The organism is Chryseobacterium sp. C3, assembly GCF_014218905.1.
In the GTDB taxonomy this organism is placed as follows: Bacteria; Bacteroidota; Bacteroidia; order Flavobacteriales; family Weeksellaceae; genus Chryseobacterium; species Chryseobacterium mucoviscidosis.
The window spans coordinates 182,224-201,375 of the sequence record NZ_JACLCU010000002.1 but is presented as its reverse complement, the minus strand read 5'-3'; the positions used below and the strand labels follow the sequence as shown (position 1 = coordinate 201,375).

Annotated in this window: 11 protein-coding genes; all 11 read right to left on the bottom strand. The window is 33.9% G+C overall.

All coding sequences use genetic code 11. The features are described from left to right. Window positions 1–18 precede the first annotated feature (18 nt). On the bottom strand, window positions 19–471 hold the full coding sequence (locus H6W53_RS04700; protein ID WP_002977378.1) for an MgtC/SapB family protein: 453 nt from the start codon (window positions 469–471) through the stop codon (window positions 19–21). A 21-nt stretch (window positions 472–492) separates the two neighbouring features. Then, on the bottom strand, window positions 493–2,451 hold the full coding sequence (locus H6W53_RS04695) for an LTA synthase family protein (RefSeq protein ID WP_002977376.1): 1,959 nt from the start codon (window positions 2,449–2,451) through the stop codon (window positions 493–495). 160 nt (window positions 2,452–2,611) lie between these two features. After that, a complete protein-coding gene (locus H6W53_RS04690; RefSeq protein ID WP_002977374.1) occupies window positions 2,612–3,505 on the bottom strand; it encodes a cation diffusion facilitator family transporter in 894 nt (297 codons plus the stop codon). Window positions 3,506–3,532: 27 nt separating this feature from the next. Beyond that, window positions 3,533–4,411, bottom strand: coding sequence for a bestrophin family protein (locus tag H6W53_RS04685; protein ID WP_002977372.1), 879 nt, complete (start codon window positions 4,409–4,411; stop codon window positions 3,533–3,535). Between the two features lie 17 nt (window positions 4,412–4,428). Further along, a complete protein-coding gene (locus H6W53_RS04680; protein WP_228370503.1) occupies window positions 4,429–5,193 on the bottom strand; it encodes a methyltransferase family protein in 765 nt (254 codons plus the stop codon). 38 nt (window positions 5,194–5,231) lie between these two features. Continuing rightward, window positions 5,232–6,545 carry an efflux RND transporter periplasmic adaptor subunit gene (locus tag H6W53_RS04675; protein WP_002977368.1) on the bottom strand — a complete coding sequence of 438 codons (1,314 nt, stop codon included), beginning with the start codon at window positions 6,543–6,545 and terminating at the stop codon, window positions 5,232–5,234. Between the two features lie 4 nt (window positions 6,546–6,549). Beyond that, on the bottom strand, window positions 6,550–10,914 hold the full coding sequence (locus tag H6W53_RS04670) for a CusA/CzcA family heavy metal efflux RND transporter (RefSeq protein ID WP_002977367.1): 4,365 nt from the start codon (window positions 10,912–10,914) through the stop codon (window positions 6,550–6,552). Window positions 10,915–11,070: 156 nt separating this feature from the next. Continuing rightward, window positions 11,071–11,400, bottom strand: coding sequence for a DUF6660 family protein (locus tag H6W53_RS21700; RefSeq protein WP_050791101.1), 330 nt, complete (start codon window positions 11,398–11,400; stop codon window positions 11,071–11,073). A 417-nt stretch (window positions 11,401–11,817) separates the two neighbouring features. Further along, window positions 11,818–13,089, bottom strand: a complete 1,272-nt coding sequence (locus H6W53_RS04665; RefSeq protein WP_002977365.1) for an ATP-binding protein — start codon at window positions 13,087–13,089, stop codon at window positions 11,818–11,820. Between the two features lie 56 nt (window positions 13,090–13,145). Further along, window positions 13,146–18,023 (bottom strand): hypothetical protein, encoded by a 4,878-nt coding sequence (locus tag H6W53_RS04660; RefSeq protein ID WP_002977363.1) that lies wholly within the window; start codon window positions 18,021–18,023, stop codon window positions 13,146–13,148. Then, window positions 18,020–19,093: a ComEC/Rec2 family competence protein gene (locus H6W53_RS04655; RefSeq protein ID WP_002977362.1), complete on the bottom strand. Its 1,074-nt coding sequence runs from the start codon at window positions 19,091–19,093 to the stop codon at window positions 18,020–18,022. Before H6W53_RS04655 ends, H6W53_RS04660 begins: the two co-directional genes overlap by 4 nt. Between the last annotated feature and the right edge of the window lie 59 nt (window positions 19,094–19,152).

Below are 19,152 nucleotides of genomic sequence, written 5' to 3'. Positions count from 1 at the left end.
TAAGTGATTTTTAATTTTTTATTTTAAATTTTTACTTTGCTCCTTCTTTGCAATCCAGTTTTTATACCATTTGAATTTATTCAGGCTTAATACAAAAAGGGTGAGAACAGTTGCTAAAAATGACAATAAAAACATATTTAAGGCAAGAGCCGCTCCAATAGCTGACGCTGCCCATAGTGCTGTAGATGTTGTTAATCCCTGCATATTGCTTGATTTATCTTTTAATGCTAATCCAGCACTTATAAATCCAAGTCCTGCCGGAATTGCTGCAAGCATTCTGGCTATCGCTGATTTATCATCTGTAAGATGAGAGGCAACCGCAACAAAAAGACAAGATGCCAAGCAAAGAATAGCAAACGTTCGTATACCGGCATCTTTATGAGCTGCTTCTCTTTCATAACCTATAATGCTGCCGAATAATATAGATAGCAGCAATTTGCCTGAAAGAATAAGTTCAAATTTTATATCCATGTTGTATCTAACATTACTTGATTATTTTTGTTTCAAACCTTGATTTTTATAGAGATAATATGCAGTTTGATAATTTGCGACAGCCTTGTTAATATACTGATCAGAAAAAATCTTTGGTATCTGTTGATTTTGCGTTTTATTATATAAATAAGCTTCCACTTTCTGCTGAGGGCTCAATATCACAAGTTTATCGTTTTCCATATATCCCAACTTTTGATAGGTACTTACAAAAATTCTAGGAATATAATTGTCGCTCAAAACATTCTTACCATAAAGGTTACTTCTGTAGTTCCATCCCATTAAATCAAATAAAGTTGGATAAAGATCAATTTGTGAACACATTTTTTCAATTTTTAAAGAGTTTTGGTTCGGAAGATTTATAATCATTGCTGGGATATGATATTTGGAAATATCAATTTCATTTTTACCTGCGCTACTTGCGCAGTGATCAGCTACAATCACAAATACTGTATTTTTAAACCACGGCTTACTTCTAGCTTTTTTAAAGAATTGTCCGATAGCATAATCTGTATATTTTATTGCACCTTCCCTACCCGAACCGGATGGTATATCAATTTTGCCATCAGGATATGTAAACGGACGGTGATTGGAAGTGGTCATCACAAAATCATAAAAAGATTTTCCTTGTTTATATTTCTGGTCTGCCTGTTTAATCACTTGATTGTATAAATCTTCGTCACAAATCCCCCATGCATTTTCAAACGTAATTTCTTTCTGGTTGATCGGCGTCCTCAATGCCTGATAGTTTTCTTTTGCCAAAGGATTTCTCTTCTTATCTATAATATCATATCCGTTATTTCCAAAATATTTATTCATATTATCAAAATATCCATCTCCTCCATAAATAAATGTGTTATCGTAACCTTGTGCACTAAAAATTGAGCCTATAGTTGTAAGATGATCATTATCTTCTCTTCTGACAATACTGTTGCCTGGCGTTGGTGGGACAGCTAACGACAAAGCCTCCATTCCACGCACTGTTCTGGTTCCTGTAGCATACATTTGTGAGAATAAAATGCCACCGCCGGCTAAAGAATCTAAATTTGGAGTAAGCCCTTGTTTATTCCCGAAAGTACCCATAAAGTCCGCGCTGAAACTTTCCATTGTTATCATTATAACATTTGGCTTTATAAGATTTTGTTTGCTGGATATTTTTCGTTCTATAGAAAGGTTATTTGAGAAAAATCTTTGATTATCGTTCAAATCAGTTCTAACTATTTTAAAAGCGCTTTCGTTATCAATTAGTTTGTAAAAATGATCGTAATTGATTTCATTGTTTTTATAGGCGGAGAAAAACGAATAAATTCCTGCCTTAGAAATTTCATTTTGATAACGATTGACACTTTTATCTGCTAAACTATTACTGATAAACAAAGAGTATATTATGGTAAGGCAGAAAAATCCTAAAAAAACAATTAGTCTAACCGAAAATTTATGTTGTCCGTTAAATGAAAAAAAGAATATTTTGCTTTTGTAAAACAAAATAAATATTAAGGTCATAAGCAGAAGTATCGATGATATCAAAACGGGTAAAGGGTAAGACTCATTTATGTTATTAATAACTTCGTAAGTATATACCAAATAATCTACAGCAATAAAATTAAATCGGCTCTCAAACTCCTGCCAAAATGTAACCTCGGCAAAAAATGAAAATAAATGTATAAGAAGAAAAATAATAAAAGTGCTGTAGGTAATAATTTTATTGAATAAAGACCTTATGTATTTCTGAGGAAAAATCAATAGATAAAAACTGTATGGTAGCAGAAAGAATAATCCAACTCCAAAGTCAAACAAAAATCCCAGAAGAAAAATTTTCATTATAGGTAACAGAGATAAATCAGCCTTTTGAAAACTGACTGCTAAAAATCCAAATCGGAGAAGTAAAGACGATACCAGATAAAATAAAAAAGAATAAACCAGTAATGTGTAATTGCCCCAATAGTTTTGTTTTAATTTCATATATCTAAATATTTGAAATGATTAATTGCGTAAAAAAATACGTAAGTATGTAATTCATCTTGAATAGACCCAGATTTTTATAATTCATAGTCTATTTGATGTTTTAGAAATTTTCCCATTTACTTATTTCATCTATTAATGCAAGATGGCACAACTGCTATTATAGATGAACCTCCCCCTCTTGGTGCCCTTCAGTTTCAATTTGGAATGTAGTATGGCTAATTTTAAATTCAGAGGTGGCTTTATCTGACAAATTTTTCAAAAGTTTATTGAGATCTTCCTGATGGTCGGCTACTACGTGGGAACTCATCGCATTAACGCCGGAAGTCAATGACCAAACGTGGAGATCATGAAGTTTAATAACTCCTTTTACAGATTCCAAAGAATTTCTAAGCTCTTCTATATTGACATCTTTTGGAGTTCCTTCTAATAAAACATTCACAGCTTCTTTCAAGAGCTTCCAGGTTCTCGGAAATATTAATAACCCTATCACAGCGGAAATAAGGGGATCAGCATAATACCATCCTGTCGTCAACATAATAACTCCGGCAATCATTACTCCTACTGAGGTAAGCGCGTCAGAAAGAACCTCAAAGTAGGCACCCTTCATATTTAGGCTTTCACCTGAATCTTTTCTAATAATCATGATTCCGATAATATTCACCAGCAAGCCTATTCCGGCAACGATCATCATAGCTGTGCTCTGTACTTCAGGGGGATTTTTGAACCTTTGCCATGCTTCAAACAATACATATACAGAAATTCCCAACAGAACTACCGCATTGATTACTGCCGCCAGAATTTCTGTTCGGTAATAGCCGAATGTTTTCTGTGCATCGGCTTTTCTTTCACCAATTTTGATTGCTATAAAAGCAAGGAATAATCCGACCACATCAGTAAGCATATGAGCTGCATCGGCAAGTAGCGCAAGACTTTTAGTAGCTAAACCGCCAATAACTTCGGCAATCATATAAGTGCCACTTAAACATAAGACAATTAAAAGATTTCTTTTATGTTTTGCAGAAGCCGAAATATTTTTATTCTGATCGTTCATAACACTAAGATTTGTATTAGATTAAGCCTACATTTCATAATAGCTTGTACTCACTTCTTTAACTGGTACATTCTTCTCTCCGATCATTTGCAAAAGATTGATTTCAATTGTTTTTGCTAATGATGTCATTGGAGTATCTACCGGTGTATTTTCAAAGGGGTCCTGCATTATGATTGCTGTTTTCTCAATAGCTATAAAAATCACAGGTACAATAATTGTCGTGGCAATCTCAACACCAAGTTGTGAGTCTTCCAGTCCAAATGGCAGAAGAAATGCAAAAACGTAAATCAATGTATGCAGCAAAATGCTGTAGGCACGAGGGAAAACAGTATTTTTTAAACGCTCACATTTTCCCATACTGTCACAAAACCTGATGACCATATCGTTCATCTGTACCAATTTGTATTCAGATAAATTCTCCTGTTCTGCCAATTTCCTAAGGTGATCAGAATGTTTATCTAAAAGGGCATTGGGAATATTTAAAGCATTGATGTTTTGCGATTCTAAGTATTCTCTTACTCTTATTGAAAAAGGTACTTTTCTTAAACTTTCTCCTAAAGCATTCAGCCAGATGATATGTCGTTCTGCAAACTCAGATGTATCGTTTTCTGAGTTAGGGAAAAATTGTTTTATTAATCTCATAAATGATCTTGAATCATTCACAATAGCGCCCCAAACGGTTCTTGCTTCCCACCATCTTTCATAAGATTGTGCAGTCCTGAATGCTAAAAGTAAAGAGACAGCAGTTCCTAAAAGTGCAGGAATACTCAATGGTATGGTAATTTTTTTCAAAAAATCAATGTCGTCTAAAAAGCCTATTAGAAAAGCAAAGCTGACAATCAAAACGATCTGAAATTTAATCTGTTTAACAAAATACCAAACCGAAATTCTTTTGTTTAAAAGCATAATTGAGGATTTTTTAATTATTGACTAAATTTATTTTGCAACATTGTTTTACGTTTTTTTATTACTTTTAAAATAATGTATAGAATCATAGTAAGAATACAGCCTACAATAAAAATCATATTATAATGCGTATGTCTTAGGATAATTTCTCCGGTAATTTCAAAAACAGTAAAAATCAGAAACATGGCAAAAAGTCCGTTTTTTTCTTTTAATAGAACTTTTTTTAAACTGAAGCTAAGATGAGTATTTCTGAAAAGGTATAAATTCGGTATAAAAACCGGTACTTTATCAGCCCACTTAGTATATTGCTCTCCAAATTTTCTTTCTAAAAATTGCTCTTCAGCAAAAACAATCCTTTCATAATAGACCCAATAAAAAAACACAAATGAAATTACAAACCACAGATTTTCAGTAAACATCGCAAGCCCAAGCCACATAAAAAAATTACCTAAGTACAATGGATTTCTGGTTGTACTGTAAATACCTGTAGTGTTTAATTCATCTGCAACCTGCCCTGCTTTTGTATTTCTTCCTGAAGTATTATGCGGAGTAAAACCAACAGTATACACTCTTATAATCAAACCTAAAATGCTTACAGCTAAACAAAGCATCTCAAAGAAAAGTGAACAATCATTATCGTTTTTCAGCAAAACATTTTGGATAAAAACTCCTAAGCCAAGCGCCAGAACGATAATCGGCAAAAAACTTCTGTATCTGAACAGCCAATTTCCCTGGGTTTCTAATTCTTGTTTTAAAGGCATAACTAATATTTTTAAAATCAAGTGAAATCAAGATAGGATTTCACTTGATTATTGATTAATTAATGTCCGTGGTCTCCTGCATTAGAAAGCTTAGCATTCACGAAGAATGCGCCTTTTACCACAATTTTTGCATCAGGTGCAATTGCACTCACAGGCGTAATCGCTGTGTAACCCATATCTGAAGTCCCTTTTACCACTTCAATTTTTTCAAAATTCATTTTCTTAGCCTGCTCCTTTGCATGGTTTCCTGCTTCGGTTTCATTTTTGTGACCGTGTTCCGCCTCTCCTTCATCATGCCCGTGACCATGATCGTCATCTCCTTTTTCTTCAGCGTGCTCTTCCACTTTTTTAGAAGTTTGTACAAATACATAGAATTTACCATCGGCTTCTACAATAGCTTCATTTGGAACGGCGGGAGTTTGTGAATTTCCAAGGCTTACATTTCCTGTAATATTCATTCCGTCAATCAAGCCAGCTTTGTTCCCGGTAACCATTGCATGAACTGAAATCGTTTTACTTTCATTTTCAAAAGATGATCCGATGCTGTACACTTTTGCATTAAAGGTTTCTTCCGGATTGTTGGTGAGCTTAAACTGCACAATCTGACCAACTTTCATTTTGGGAAGATCTCTTTCAAAGACTTGTAAATCCAAATGAATTGAGCTGTTATCGATGATCTCCAAAACCGGTGACGATACATCAACATAACTTCCTATCTGTGCATTAATCGTACTAACTGTTCCGCTGATTGGCGATGTAATGACCAAGCCTGATCTTAGGTTTCCATTGCTTACTTTCCCAGGACTGATTCCCATTAGCTGTAATTGTCTTTGTAACGATGATCTCTGGGTTCTTAAACTTTTTAGCTCCGCATCAGAACTTTGCAGATTCTTTTTTGCTCCGGCATCATTGTCAAAAAGCTCCTTTTGCCTTCTGAATTCCTGCTCTGCATAAGTTATTCTGCTGTTAATAGTCAGATATTGTTCCTGTAACTGAATGTATTCAGGGTTACTGATTGTAGCAATAACCTGTCCCTGTCTTACATAATCTCCTATCTGAACGGTTAATGTCTTAATGACACCTCCATACAGTGAAGTGACCGTTGCCTTTCTGTTATTGGGTACACGAAGAACACCATTTGCCTTAATAGTTGAGGCTAAATCTTTCATTTCTAAAGTTCCAAGACTGATTCCTACAGATTTCATCTGTTCTTCAGTCAGTTCCGCAATAGTTTGCGGAGCTTCTTCGTGACTTTCTTCTGCCTGTTCTGTTTTTGGTTTCTCTTCTCCTTCTGCCGGAGCATCTTTTTTTCCACAGCTGACCGCTAGAATAGAAATTAAGGCTAGAGATACAATGCTATATTTGATTTTCATTTGTCTATTTATTGATGATTGAATTAATGATAACTACAGATTCGTTGACCTGTTGAATAGATTCCAGGTATTTAAGCTGAATATTGGTGGAAGTCTGCAGTGCAAAAAGATATTCTACATAAGAAATTTCTCCTGTTTTATAACCTAATTGTCCTGCTTTGGCAATTTTCTCAGCATTTGGAATCGCTTGATTAACGTAGTAGTCATACTGATTAACATTTTGCTGATATTGATTAAATGCATTTTGCAATTGCGCTTCAAGCTGCTTTTGCTGGAATTTTGCATTTGATTCTGCCATTTGTCTCTGATATTCATAAGACTGGATTCTTGCTTTCGTAGCTCCAAATGTCAAAGGAATAGAAACACCAATTGTTGCCGAATGAAACCTGTTTCCTCCATTGAAATACTGATCCATCCCGTTGATGGTTTGAAATCCTATCAATGACTGATTAGTATATCCGATGGTAAAGTCAGGAAGTCCCAAAGATTTTTCAACTTTCTTATTTTTTTCCGCAATCTGCATTTCCTGATAAAAAGCTTTTACGGTAGGATGCTGTGCAATGGCACTGCTGTCTAAAACATATTGTGCTTGTAGCGGATGATAGTTCTGATCAAATGGAACTGAAATATCCTCTTCAATATTTAGCAATGTTTTTAAATTTTTATAGGCATTGGTAAGATAAACCTCATTCTGTTTAAGCAATAAGTTGATTTCCCCTCTCTGTGTTTCAGCTGTATTGATTTCAATTTTTTTAATATCTCCGGCTTTAAACCTAACCGTTGCAACTCTGATAAAGTCATTGTATAAACTATCCAGATTGCTAAGCTTGGATTTATTAAATTGTAAATACTCAATTTGATAATAATACGTTCGAACCTGTTTCGCTAATTCATTCATAGAAACTTCCCTGTTGATTTGCTTTCCTTTAATCTGTTCCGCAATCAACTCTTTTCTTGCTTTGAACAAAGTTGGAAATGGAATCGTTTGGGAGATCGAAAATGATTGGTCAAATTTCTTAGAGTTATACTGCCCCAATTGAGCATCCACATTCATTTTCGGGAGCTCTTTGGACGTTGGAATCAATGCCTGTGTAGCTTTAATATCCAGATCTCTCGATCGGATTGATTGATTATTCTCAATAGCAGTACGTGTAGCTTCTTCGACTGTTATGGTTCTTCCCTGTTGTGCACTAAAAGTCTGTCCTAAAAATAAAAATCCTAAAACCACAATGGCGGTTACCGATTTGTTATTGATCTTTTTTAAATTAATCTTGGTATTAAAAATAATATACAACATTGGTAAGACAAATAATGTTAAGAAAGTCGCCGTAACCAAACCTCCGATAACAACTGTCGCCAAAGGTTTTTGCACTTCAGCTCCTGCACCTGTAGAAATAGCCATCGGTAAAAATCCTAATGAAGCTACTGTTGCAGTCATTAAAACAGGTCTTAATCTTGTTTTTGTACCTTCCATTACTCTTTTCAGAATATTGGTCTCGCCTTCCTTTTCCAATTGATTAAATGTTCCAATCAATACAATTCCATTCAAAACGGCAACACCAAATAAAGCAATAAAGCCAATTCCGGCACTGATACTGAATGGCATATCTCTCAATAATAATGCGAATACACCACCAATCGCACTCATAGGAATAGCCGTAAAAATTAAAGTGGCTTGCTTAAATGAATTAAATGTAAAATAAAGCAGCATAAAGATTAAGAATAGCGATACTGGAACTGCAATCATTAATCTCTTACTTGCTGCCTGAAGATTCTCAAATTGACCTCCATAGGTAAAATAATATCCTGCAGGAAGTTTTACTTCTTTATCGAGCTTTGATTGTATGTCCTTAACTACACTTTCAACATCACGGTCTTTCACATTGAAACCTATTACAATCCTTCTTTTTCCCGCTTCGCGGCTGATTTGGGCAGGCCCTAATTTGTAACTAATATTAGCAACCTGGGCGAGTGGAATTTGCGTTCCAGAGGCAGTAGAAATCATTAGATTACTAACATCGTCAATATTTGTTCTGTGTAAACTGTCTAATCTTACAACCAGATCGAACCTCCTTTCATTTTCAAAAACCTGACCTGCTGATTTACCTGCAAAAGCTGTACTTACTGCATTATTAACGTCTTCAATGTTTAATCCGTAATTGGCCATTCTGGTTCTGTCATACTCTACGTTAATCTGAGGGAGTCCGCTTACACGCTCAATTTGGGGAGATGTAGAACCTTTAACAGACTGTATTACCTTAGCAGTCTTATCAGCATAAATTGCCAGAGAATCTAAGTTTTCACCAAAAATTTTAACTGCAACATCTTGTCTAATACCTGTCATTAACTCATTGAAACGCATTTGGATAGGTTGGTTCTTTTCAAAGAAAACTCCAGGAATCACTTCTAATTTCTCTGAGATTTCATCAGCGAGTTCGTCATACGTTTTCTTTGTTTTCCATTCTTTCTGAGGTTTCAAGATAACCATCATATCAGTAGCTTCCGGTGGCATTGGGTCGGTAGGTACTTCAGCAGCGCCAGTTTTACCAACAACCATTTTTACCTCATCAAACTGTTTTATAATTCTTGAAGCCTGCATTGAAGTTTCAATACTTTGATTTAAGGAACTTCCTTGTGGAAGGATACAGTGGAATGCAAAATCGCCTTCCTGCAACTGAGGTATAAATTCACCACCCATTCTCCCAAAAACAAATATTGCTACAGCAAAGAGAGCTACGGTTCCTCCAACCAGCCAATATTTTATTTTTAATGCTTTTTCCAATAAAGGCTGATAAACTTTCTGAATTCTGTTCATCATTTTATCAGAGAAATTTTCTTTGTGGCTCATCTTTTTTGATAAGAATAAAGCACTCATCATCGGAATATAAGTCAATGATAAAATCAGAGCGCCCAAAATAGCAAATCCCACAGTTTTAGCCATAGGCGTAAACATTTTACCTTCTACTCCCACCAATGTTAAAATCGGAATGTATACAATTAGAATAATGATTTCTCCAAATGCTGCACTACTTCTGATTTTGGATGCAGAAAGAAAAACTTCTTCATCCATTTCTGCTTGGGTAAGCATTTTTTTTGATTTATTCAAGCCTAAATGATGTAAGGTAGCTTCCACAATAATAACTGCCCCATCAACAATAAGCCCGAAATCAATCGCTCCTAAACTCATCAGGTTAGCACTCACACCAAACACATTCATCATTCCTAATGCAAACAGTAATGATAATGGAATAGCTGATGCTACAATTAAACCTGCTCTTAAATTACCCAAGAAGATAACAAGTACGAAGATGACAATGAGTGCACCTTCAATTAGGTTTTTTTCTACTGTGTCGATTGCTCTTCCAACCAGGTCGGTTCTATCTAAATAAGGTTCAATTACAACGTCTGCAGGAAGAGATTTTTGTATAACTGGTATCTTTTCTTTAATTCTGTTCACCACTTCATTACTGTTGGCTCCCTTTAGCATCATAACAACACCTCCCACAGCATCGACCTGACCATTAAAAGTCATTGCACCATATCTCACAGCACTTCCCAGACGCACTTCAGCAACATCTTTTATGAAGATTGGAACACTGCCCGTATTATTTTTAACTACAATGTTCCCTGCGTCTTCTAAAGATGTTACCAAACCGATTCCACGGATAAAATATGCATTTGGCTTTTTATCAATATAAGCACCTCCTGTATTCTGATTATTTTTTTCGAGAGCGGTAAAAATATCAGATATACTTACGCCCATCGCTCTTAATCTGTCTGGATTTACAGCGACCTCGTATTGTTTTAACTGACCGCCAAAACTGTTGATCTCTGCAACTCCAGGTGTTCCATTAAGCTGTCTTCGCACAATCCAGTCCTGCATTGTTCGCAGTTCTTTAGCATCATACTTTTTCTCACTGCCTTTTTTGGGATGCAGGATATATTGATAAACTTCTCCAAGTCCAGTACTAACAGGGGCAAGTTCAGGAGTTCCAACACCTTGGGGAATTTCTTCTTCTGCTTGTTTTAATTTTTCAGTAACCAGTTGGCGAGCAAAATAAATATCTACCTCTTCTTTAAAAACAACTGTAATCACTGATAGACCGAATCTAGAAATACTCCTAGTTTCCTCAATATCTGGTACATTTGCGATACTTTGTTCAATTGGGAAGGTAACAAGTTGTTCTACTTCCTGTCCAGCAAGTGTGGGACATACTGTGATGATCTGCACCTGATTATTGGTAATATCCGGTGTAGCATCAATTGGCAGTTTGGTTGCGCTCCAAACTCCCCAAATAATCAATAACAAGGTCATGATACCAATGACAATCTTGTTCTTGATACTAAATCTTATGATTTTATCTAACATTGAATTTAATTTTTATTGGATTGCCCAAAGTTAAAATCAGTATAAAACTGAATTTAAAAGATGATGCAAAGATGAATAGGATTACAGTGCAATGATATTGCAAAGTTTCCAAGACAATTTAGATGAAAGGGAATCCTTCCATCATATCAATAAAAATTATATTTTAGGCGGTTGCCAGATTTGGTCGTACACCAAATAAGCGAAGTCGTTTTTCTGAAAATGGATTTTCTTAGAAAAAAACGCAGTAGCGATTCTTGAAAAAACTAGAATTGGTTCGATTTTATAAGATGCCACCGTGGTTCTGCAACAGTTGCAAGAACAAAATGGAGAACAAGAATCTGCCTTCGAATGTGAATCTTCTTGTGTCTTTGAACTTAAAGAATAATTGAAATCTTGCTTAAAAGACTGAGCATTTGCACTATCTAGACATGGCATTATGGATAACGCCACAAAATAGATGATGAAAAGTAGTCTTACAAATTTCATAATGCAAATGTATAAAATATAATTACCAAAAAAATATTTTATCCTAAAATTTTAAGGAAATTATACATTTGATTATGCCGAATCAAAAAAATAAAATACCTACAATACATCTAAGTCATTTATAATTATAGAAAAAAACTGATGCTTTTAGATAAAATTAGATATGTACATTTAAATAATATTGCCACCATAATTTAATTTTAACTCAATTTTTCAGTAAACTAATTTTCATTTTTTTCAAAACAAAATTATATATTAATTTACACTTGATTTTTAGATGAATAATATATTAAATTCTTATATCAATATTGGTCTTTCCAAATTATAATACTTCTTTAATATAGATGTACATATTAAATATTCAAAAAATCATCTTAAAATAGGTTCTAAAATTGAACTGAATTTACGTAATTTTCTTTAGTAACCTTTTTCTAAGAACTGTTTCTGAATCTGTAAAACTGACTCTTTTGAAGGGTAAAAACTAAAGTAATCTAAAACTTTTAAAATTATAGAACTTGAAATATTTATACCTCCCTCCAGAATTTCTAATCGTGAATATTCCTCATTAATAGTGATTTTATCTGTTTTTGTCGTTCTTATCTTCATAAGCGGCATGTGATTCTCGCTGTCCAAATGTAATCTTCTATCTTTTAACTCATTAAATATAATAGAAATACTCAAACCTTCTTTATATAATCCTTCTATTGTTAAGTGTTCAATAAAAACATATAGTTGAGTAAGATAATGTATAATACTTGTATAATAAAACAAGTATTGACCAGAAGGAAATTTTGATGCCCAAGCCCCTCTCAAATGATCACCTTCTAGCCAGTCTTCTACAAAGCTGTTAATCATGCAAAAACTCTCTGACAAATACATTCTCCACAGTTCTTTTCGAGCTCCTAAATCGGAAAAAGCCTCGTAAGAATTTTCAGCAGTAACTAAACTACCCTCGTGTAACGTTCTTGGTATAAATGGCAATGACCATGACGCCTTTACCTGTGCTTTTTCGACAACTTCAAGACATCTTTTAAGACTATGTAAATTACCTTTTTGAAGAGGAGTTATATAAACTTCGCAATTGCCTTTCGATTTTATTAATTCATATGATGATGTCTGCTGAAAAGCTTTTATTTCTGCGTCAAATATTTCTGCGTCAATATTGGGAATGGTATAGCCAAAACTTTTTCTGCGTTGCATTAATCTAACGGCTGCCAACTCAATGAGATCTCGCAAATCGCTGACATTTGATATGGCTGCGCTTTCAGGTCTCTTATTTGTATTTCTATAATACAAAGTACTTGCTCTCATTTCTCCGTCCAGAGTTTTTTTACAAAGAGTTGGAATTTCTTTGAAAGAGAAGATCTTGATTACCACATATTTTAATTCGTTTCTATCTTCCGGAAAATAGACATTGAAATCTACCATTGGTTCTGCATATTTTGAAACCTGATCTCGCATTTCATCATATTTGTAAGTGATAATATTTTTCTGGTCAACTCCTACATTAATAAATTCATTATCCTTTTCCTCAATTCCAATTACAATGTGACCTCCATCTGGTAGATTTGACATTGCCAAGATATCTTTTGTTAGCTTCTTATAATCCCAAGGACTGTTTGCTTTAAAATCTAGTGAAGGGCTTTCCGTTTGACCCTCAATCAATCTTATAAAATCTTCTGTATTCATTTATTTTCCAATTTTATTAATATATTTCCCAAAAATATCTCACGACAAAATGTTAATTATTTAAATTGAAGTAATTCTTCTCGTAACATATAGGCTTTAGGAGAACTTCTTTTGACTAGAAAATCTAAAATAAATAGAAAGTCAGCTAAAGTATTTTTATCTCTTTTTATTTTACCACCATATTTATAAAAAGCTTTTTCAACGAATTTTTCTAAAATATCGTTCTCGACCAGTTCAGCATTTTGGCTTTGGAGCATGGGAACAATCCATGATATTGAGTTAGGCATAAAATTATAAAATGCAATGCCACTTAAAAATTTTATCGATGAATTAATTCTGTTAAATCCTAAAGTAATTATAAAATCTTTGAAATATAAGCTTTTACCATCCAATACTGACCATTTTTCAGAGCTCTCCACCCAGTCAATGTCAAAAAGAAAAATTGGTAGAAATCTCGCATTGCTGTTATTGATCATCCAATCTTTCAAAAATTCCCAAAATATCCAGAAATTTTCGAGTTGAATTCTACCTATCGCTGCTCTAATAAACTCTTCAACTAACTTATATATAAATTTTAAATAATCATCAGGGATACTTTTTTCAGGTGTTTCTATACTTGAATCAAGTATTTTTTTTAAGAGAGGTAATGATAATTCTGTAGGCTGATTCAGCAGATATCGTGGATAATAAAAAGTAAATGCATGTCTACTTTCATAAAAATCCAGCATGCTTGATTTGGGATCATTTAAAAAAACAGTGTGTAGTGTCAGAACATCCTGAATAAATTTGTGGTGAGCAGGAAGAGCCGTATTCCATGGGATGATACGAAGCATGTCATCCAAGTACCACTGAGTATGTAAGTCTAATGAAACGATAATTTCATCAGGTATGTTTATACTTCCTTTGATAACAGAATTAATTAGTACTTCCGACCAATTGTCTTCTTCCGACTTATTAAAATCACGAGCACTTAATTTCCCTTGATGATATAACATTCGCTTTCTCTCGCTTTCTTTATTTTGTGCCTTTAGAATTACGATGGCTTCTGCTAATCCATACCAACAGTTTAAAACAAAATCAGGTTCAAATAATACTAATTCCTGTAAAATAGCGTGCTGCAAAGCGATTCGTTCCCTAGCGTCAAGACCCTTTAAAAGTAAACGGAAAATTAATTCTTTAACCTTCAATTTTAAATCTTGCTCAATATCAACTTTAAAAATATAGCATAATCCTTTAAGAGAAGGTATATTATCCAATAAATCAAAATTAATAGCGTATGGATCTGTTTTCGCTAATTTTTTTGCTTCTAAATTGATAATAGTTTCACAACACCATGCAATTTCATCAGGTTGAAGTTGATTTGAAAAGTCACGAAGAGCAATAGACGCCATAGTACCTGGAGAAACCATAATTTCTCGTCTACCATCTAGTTGCAAAATAAATTCATATCCTATTTTCCAAGTTTCATAGTTATGATCATCAACTTCTTCGTATTCGAAAACTTTTCTTGCCCAAGTCGTATTAGCTGTCGGAACTGTATAATCATTCCCACTTTCTACAACATTTCTAATTGTATCATCATATCCGGGAACTACCTGAACATAATTTTCATATCCCTTTTGATTAAAATGTTTAAATTCATACTTTCTAGCATCCATATCAAACAAAAACTTTTTAAAAAGCCAATCATCTTCCTTGACATTCTCCCACATTCTGTCGACCTGTTTGAATAAAAGTTCATTATACTCTCGTTGATAAAACATATAGTCAGCCACAAATCCAACTAAACCTACATAATACTTATTGCGATGAATTCTTTGATTTGCGGCAATTCGTTCTTTTCTTTCGAATTCTTCGTCATTATAGACATTGCTTCTCATCATATCCGAAGTAGACCTTGTAGAATCCCACTTAAAAAACAGTGGGACACCTAATAAGGAGACAGAAGTTTCATCAACTAAATTAGGAAATGCTTGTAAAATGCTGCAGACCACTCCTAAAATGGCAATATTGTTAGACTCTCTTATCAACCTGTCTAAAAATATGCGTGCTGTTGAAAAATCTTTTTTATCCCCAATTTCTAACAAAGTCTTTTCCAAAGCCATCAGCACTGATATTAAGACCTTATCATAAATTGAAAATCCTCGGTACATAGACCAGTACTCAGGATTCCCATAGTATACACCACACGATCCATCTTCAAAAACAACCTCAATCCTTTCCACCCCTCTCTTTTTTAAAGACAGAAGAATTTCATAATTTTTTTCAAAAGCATCATTTAAAAATGGAATAAGGAAATCAAGAGCTTTTTCACCGTGATACAAAAACATCCAATAAAAAAAAGTCTGATAACCTGATGGTAATCCATAATCATATTCTAAATCTTTATTTAAACCAAAATCATTTACTTTAGGCTCTCGAATAAGCATACTATTAATACTCCCCGGTGCATATTTCTCTTCCTTTTGAGCCCAGTCTTCAGTAGCCATTTGAATAACTTCTTCAGGGAAAAAGCGACAAATTTGATCTGAAATAACACCTCCGGTAATATAAGCTCTTATTTCTCGTAGAAAAGCAGGATCAGTCCATCTTTCATTACCTGTTTCAGGAATCAAGCAAGCTTGAATAATCGAAGCAATAAGTTCCTGATCGGCTGCCGTCAATTTAAAAAGAATTTTAATATATTTTTTTAAATATTCAGAAGATCTCCTGCCTAATCTCCTCTGAATTGAACGACCCTGCAACCTAAAAATAAAATCTTCCAACAGAAAAGCAGCGCTTTTTGCACCAGATGGAAGTATGCCTTGGTTAAATTCAGGGAGCTGTTTTGACCATGATTCAATAAGAGTCAAATGTTTTAATTCAAAATTTTGCAGCTTAATTTCATTAATATTAGCTTTGATAAAATCAATTATATAATCCCATCCGGAGCCAATAGGCAGAAGATCATTAAAATTTCTTTTTTGAGGATCTATTTTTTTACAACTCGTTTGTAGTAAATAGATTATGCGATCCAACAATTTCGCTTCATCTTCAAGAAGCTGTACTTTTAAACTATCCAGTAGTACTTTGGAATGATTTGATCTAAGTGAAACAATCAGTAGCTCATCTTTCCATGAAGGGGACAAAGTATCATCACTTAAGAGCTCGTGCATAAAATATACGGAAGCTTCCGGTTCATATTCATAAAACTCTTCCATCCATAATCTGAATGCCCTTCTCATGGCGGGAGTATTTTCTATCGAAAGTAAAAAATCTTTTGAGTTTGCAATCTCCGATTTTTGATTTCTTATAAATCTGATCAATGCCCAATCTTCCAATATGTCGTGAGAAGGACTGTAAGCACTGGTATCGGACATATCATCCAACTGTAGAATATTATCTTTAACAAGATCAGCAGTCACACTGTTATCGCTCTCATATGTTGTAAAAAGAGACATTTCTCTAGATCTTTTAAGACAAATCTCATAGAAAACAGTTCCTCGTCGTGATTGATTGTCTTCAACAATATATTTCCACATTAACCTTTTAAATTGTAACTCGTCCAAGTGTTCCTCACTTAATAGTTCTGGTATAATTCGTACAGCTTTATCAAGATAATAAGGAGTTCTCAAAAGATGCTTAATCTTAGAATTTTCCATCAATGGCAGTAAGTCAGGAATTTTTTCAACGATTAATTCAACCTCAGCATCATTAAATTCACCTACTTGAAAATAAGCAATATTTTCTGGCAGCTCATAATAGTAATCGATTTTAAACTTCTGTAATAAGTAGTCTCTTATTGTTAAAACTATAGTTATATTTTTATTTTTTTCCAGTATCTGAAGTAGTTCATTAAATGCTCCCGAGCTACCTGACTCTATTAGTTTTTCAAAGCTTTCTATCCAAATTAAAAAATACTTATTTGATAAAGGACTTGCCAATATTTGTTCGATACTAACTTTACATCCGGCTTTTATCAAAGCTTCACTAATTGTTTCACAATACAGGTTTTCAGCGGTAAAAGTTAAAACACTACGATCTCCAGACATTTTCAAATCACTTACAGCTGATTTTGTCAAAGCCGATTTTCCAACTCCCGGGTTTCCATGAACCACTACAAGATTCTTTTCTTTAAGCAATTGCAGGAGGTCTATATTATCACGAGGAACATTAAAATCTCCGATTTTTTCTCTAGTTCTAGAATTAGTGGTTTGTTCATTTTTTTCCATTTCTTCATAACTTAAGAGAACATCTTTATCTGTCTCCGGTTTGATAGAATTGATCAGACTGAACTTAGGATATGGAATCAGCTTATTGTATGCTAAAACTTTGGTCGCCAAAAAAAATCCACCGTCCTCGTATGTATGAATAATACCTGTAAAATAAGTTTTTCCATACAAGATAGAATAAGCGCCACTTCCAGACAATCCTTCAACATTTTCCAAGGCCTGTTGATAATATGTATCGAGAGAATTTTCAGACTTTAGTGTAAATTTATATCGATTGCTCTTGATATCTTCGATAAATTTCATAGGAAAAGATCGATCTGCCTCTTGATCATTAAAATTAGCATACCCTCTAATTTGATAATCTTCCACCATTTCATCAGTATCAATTACCTGACAAAAAAATTGTTTACCTGTAAGTGGAAGAATATTCTTTTTAGAAAGAATCAACAATGCCATATCCTCATCATCATCTGACACAATAACAATATCTGTTTCGGTCAAATTGTATGAATGAAATTCTGATGTTTCCTGATTAAAAATCTCTTCAAGTTTAATATCCGTATTTACATATTCTTTATCGAACTTTTTACCTTCTAAACAATGTTTTGCAGTCAAGACATACACGTCATCAACATCAGGACTCGGGTAGAAAATTACTGCTGTAGCAATTTCGTGGTTACATCTGATTTTGATTGTAGAAAGCTGTGGTATATTTTCATTCATATTTTATGAGTTAAGGGCAGGTACGAAAGTTCTAAGCTGTCAGGTCCTATTTGTGAATAATCACATTCAAATGTATATCTTTCAAAAGCGTCGTCATCGACCTCAAAGATATTTCTCAATTCTTGAGTATCACAAGCAAAATGAATTTTGATAATTTCAGAATTTCTTCTCTCGTTCGTAATGATTCTAACTATAGTCTCTTTATCCGGATGTCTGTTATGGATACCGTTTCCAGTTATCACATAACAATTGGTCTGAACTATTTCCAGCAATTTAGGGCAGGTATTGGCTTTACTGCCATGATGTGATAATTGCATAAACTTCACGGGCAGTGGCCGATCTTTATTATACCCCAATGCATCTAAACTGTCAATTATATCAGAGGGATGACTGTCGGCTAATAAGAGTACTTTTACCTTATCAAACTCGGCAAGAACAGCAATAGAGCTTCCATTAACAGGATCTGTATCCGGTTTAAATTCATTCCCTGTAAGTTCTTCAATTATTTTTTTATGGTCGGATTGATTTTCTTTTCTACCAATTTTACCATTACTTTCTTCTTCTTTCCACAATTCTGTTGCAGCAGCTTCCTTTTCAGGTGTAGGTGAAAGAATGGTCATTTTAAAACCAAAACATTCAATTGGTAATGTTTCAGTATTTATTGGCACTGTGGTAAGAAGATTATTTGCAGTTAAAAAATCCCTAAGTAAAATCCCGTCACCGACTGAGATTTTCCCATTAGATTCCTTTATCATCTCAGGAGAATGATTAAATAAAAAATTCTTTACAGCGTCTTGTTTATTTTCAATTTTTTTGTCCACGACAAAACCTTTTACGGCACCGATATGGTCGCGATCTATATGGCTGATAATCCAATTTTCAATTTGTTCGCCAGAAGACAAAATTTCTTTTATTAATGGGGCAAAAGAATTTTTGTACTCTTTACCATATCCTCCATCAATAAGTATATTATGCCATTGGGAATCTGTTCCTAAAAATCTGATAAAAATAGCATCACCGCCGCCGATATCGAAAAAATGAAAACTAATCCGATGTGTTTTTTGAGTCATAAAATAATGGTTATTAATACTTTCTTATTTTTTCTAAAATAGGAAAAGTTAATTGGATA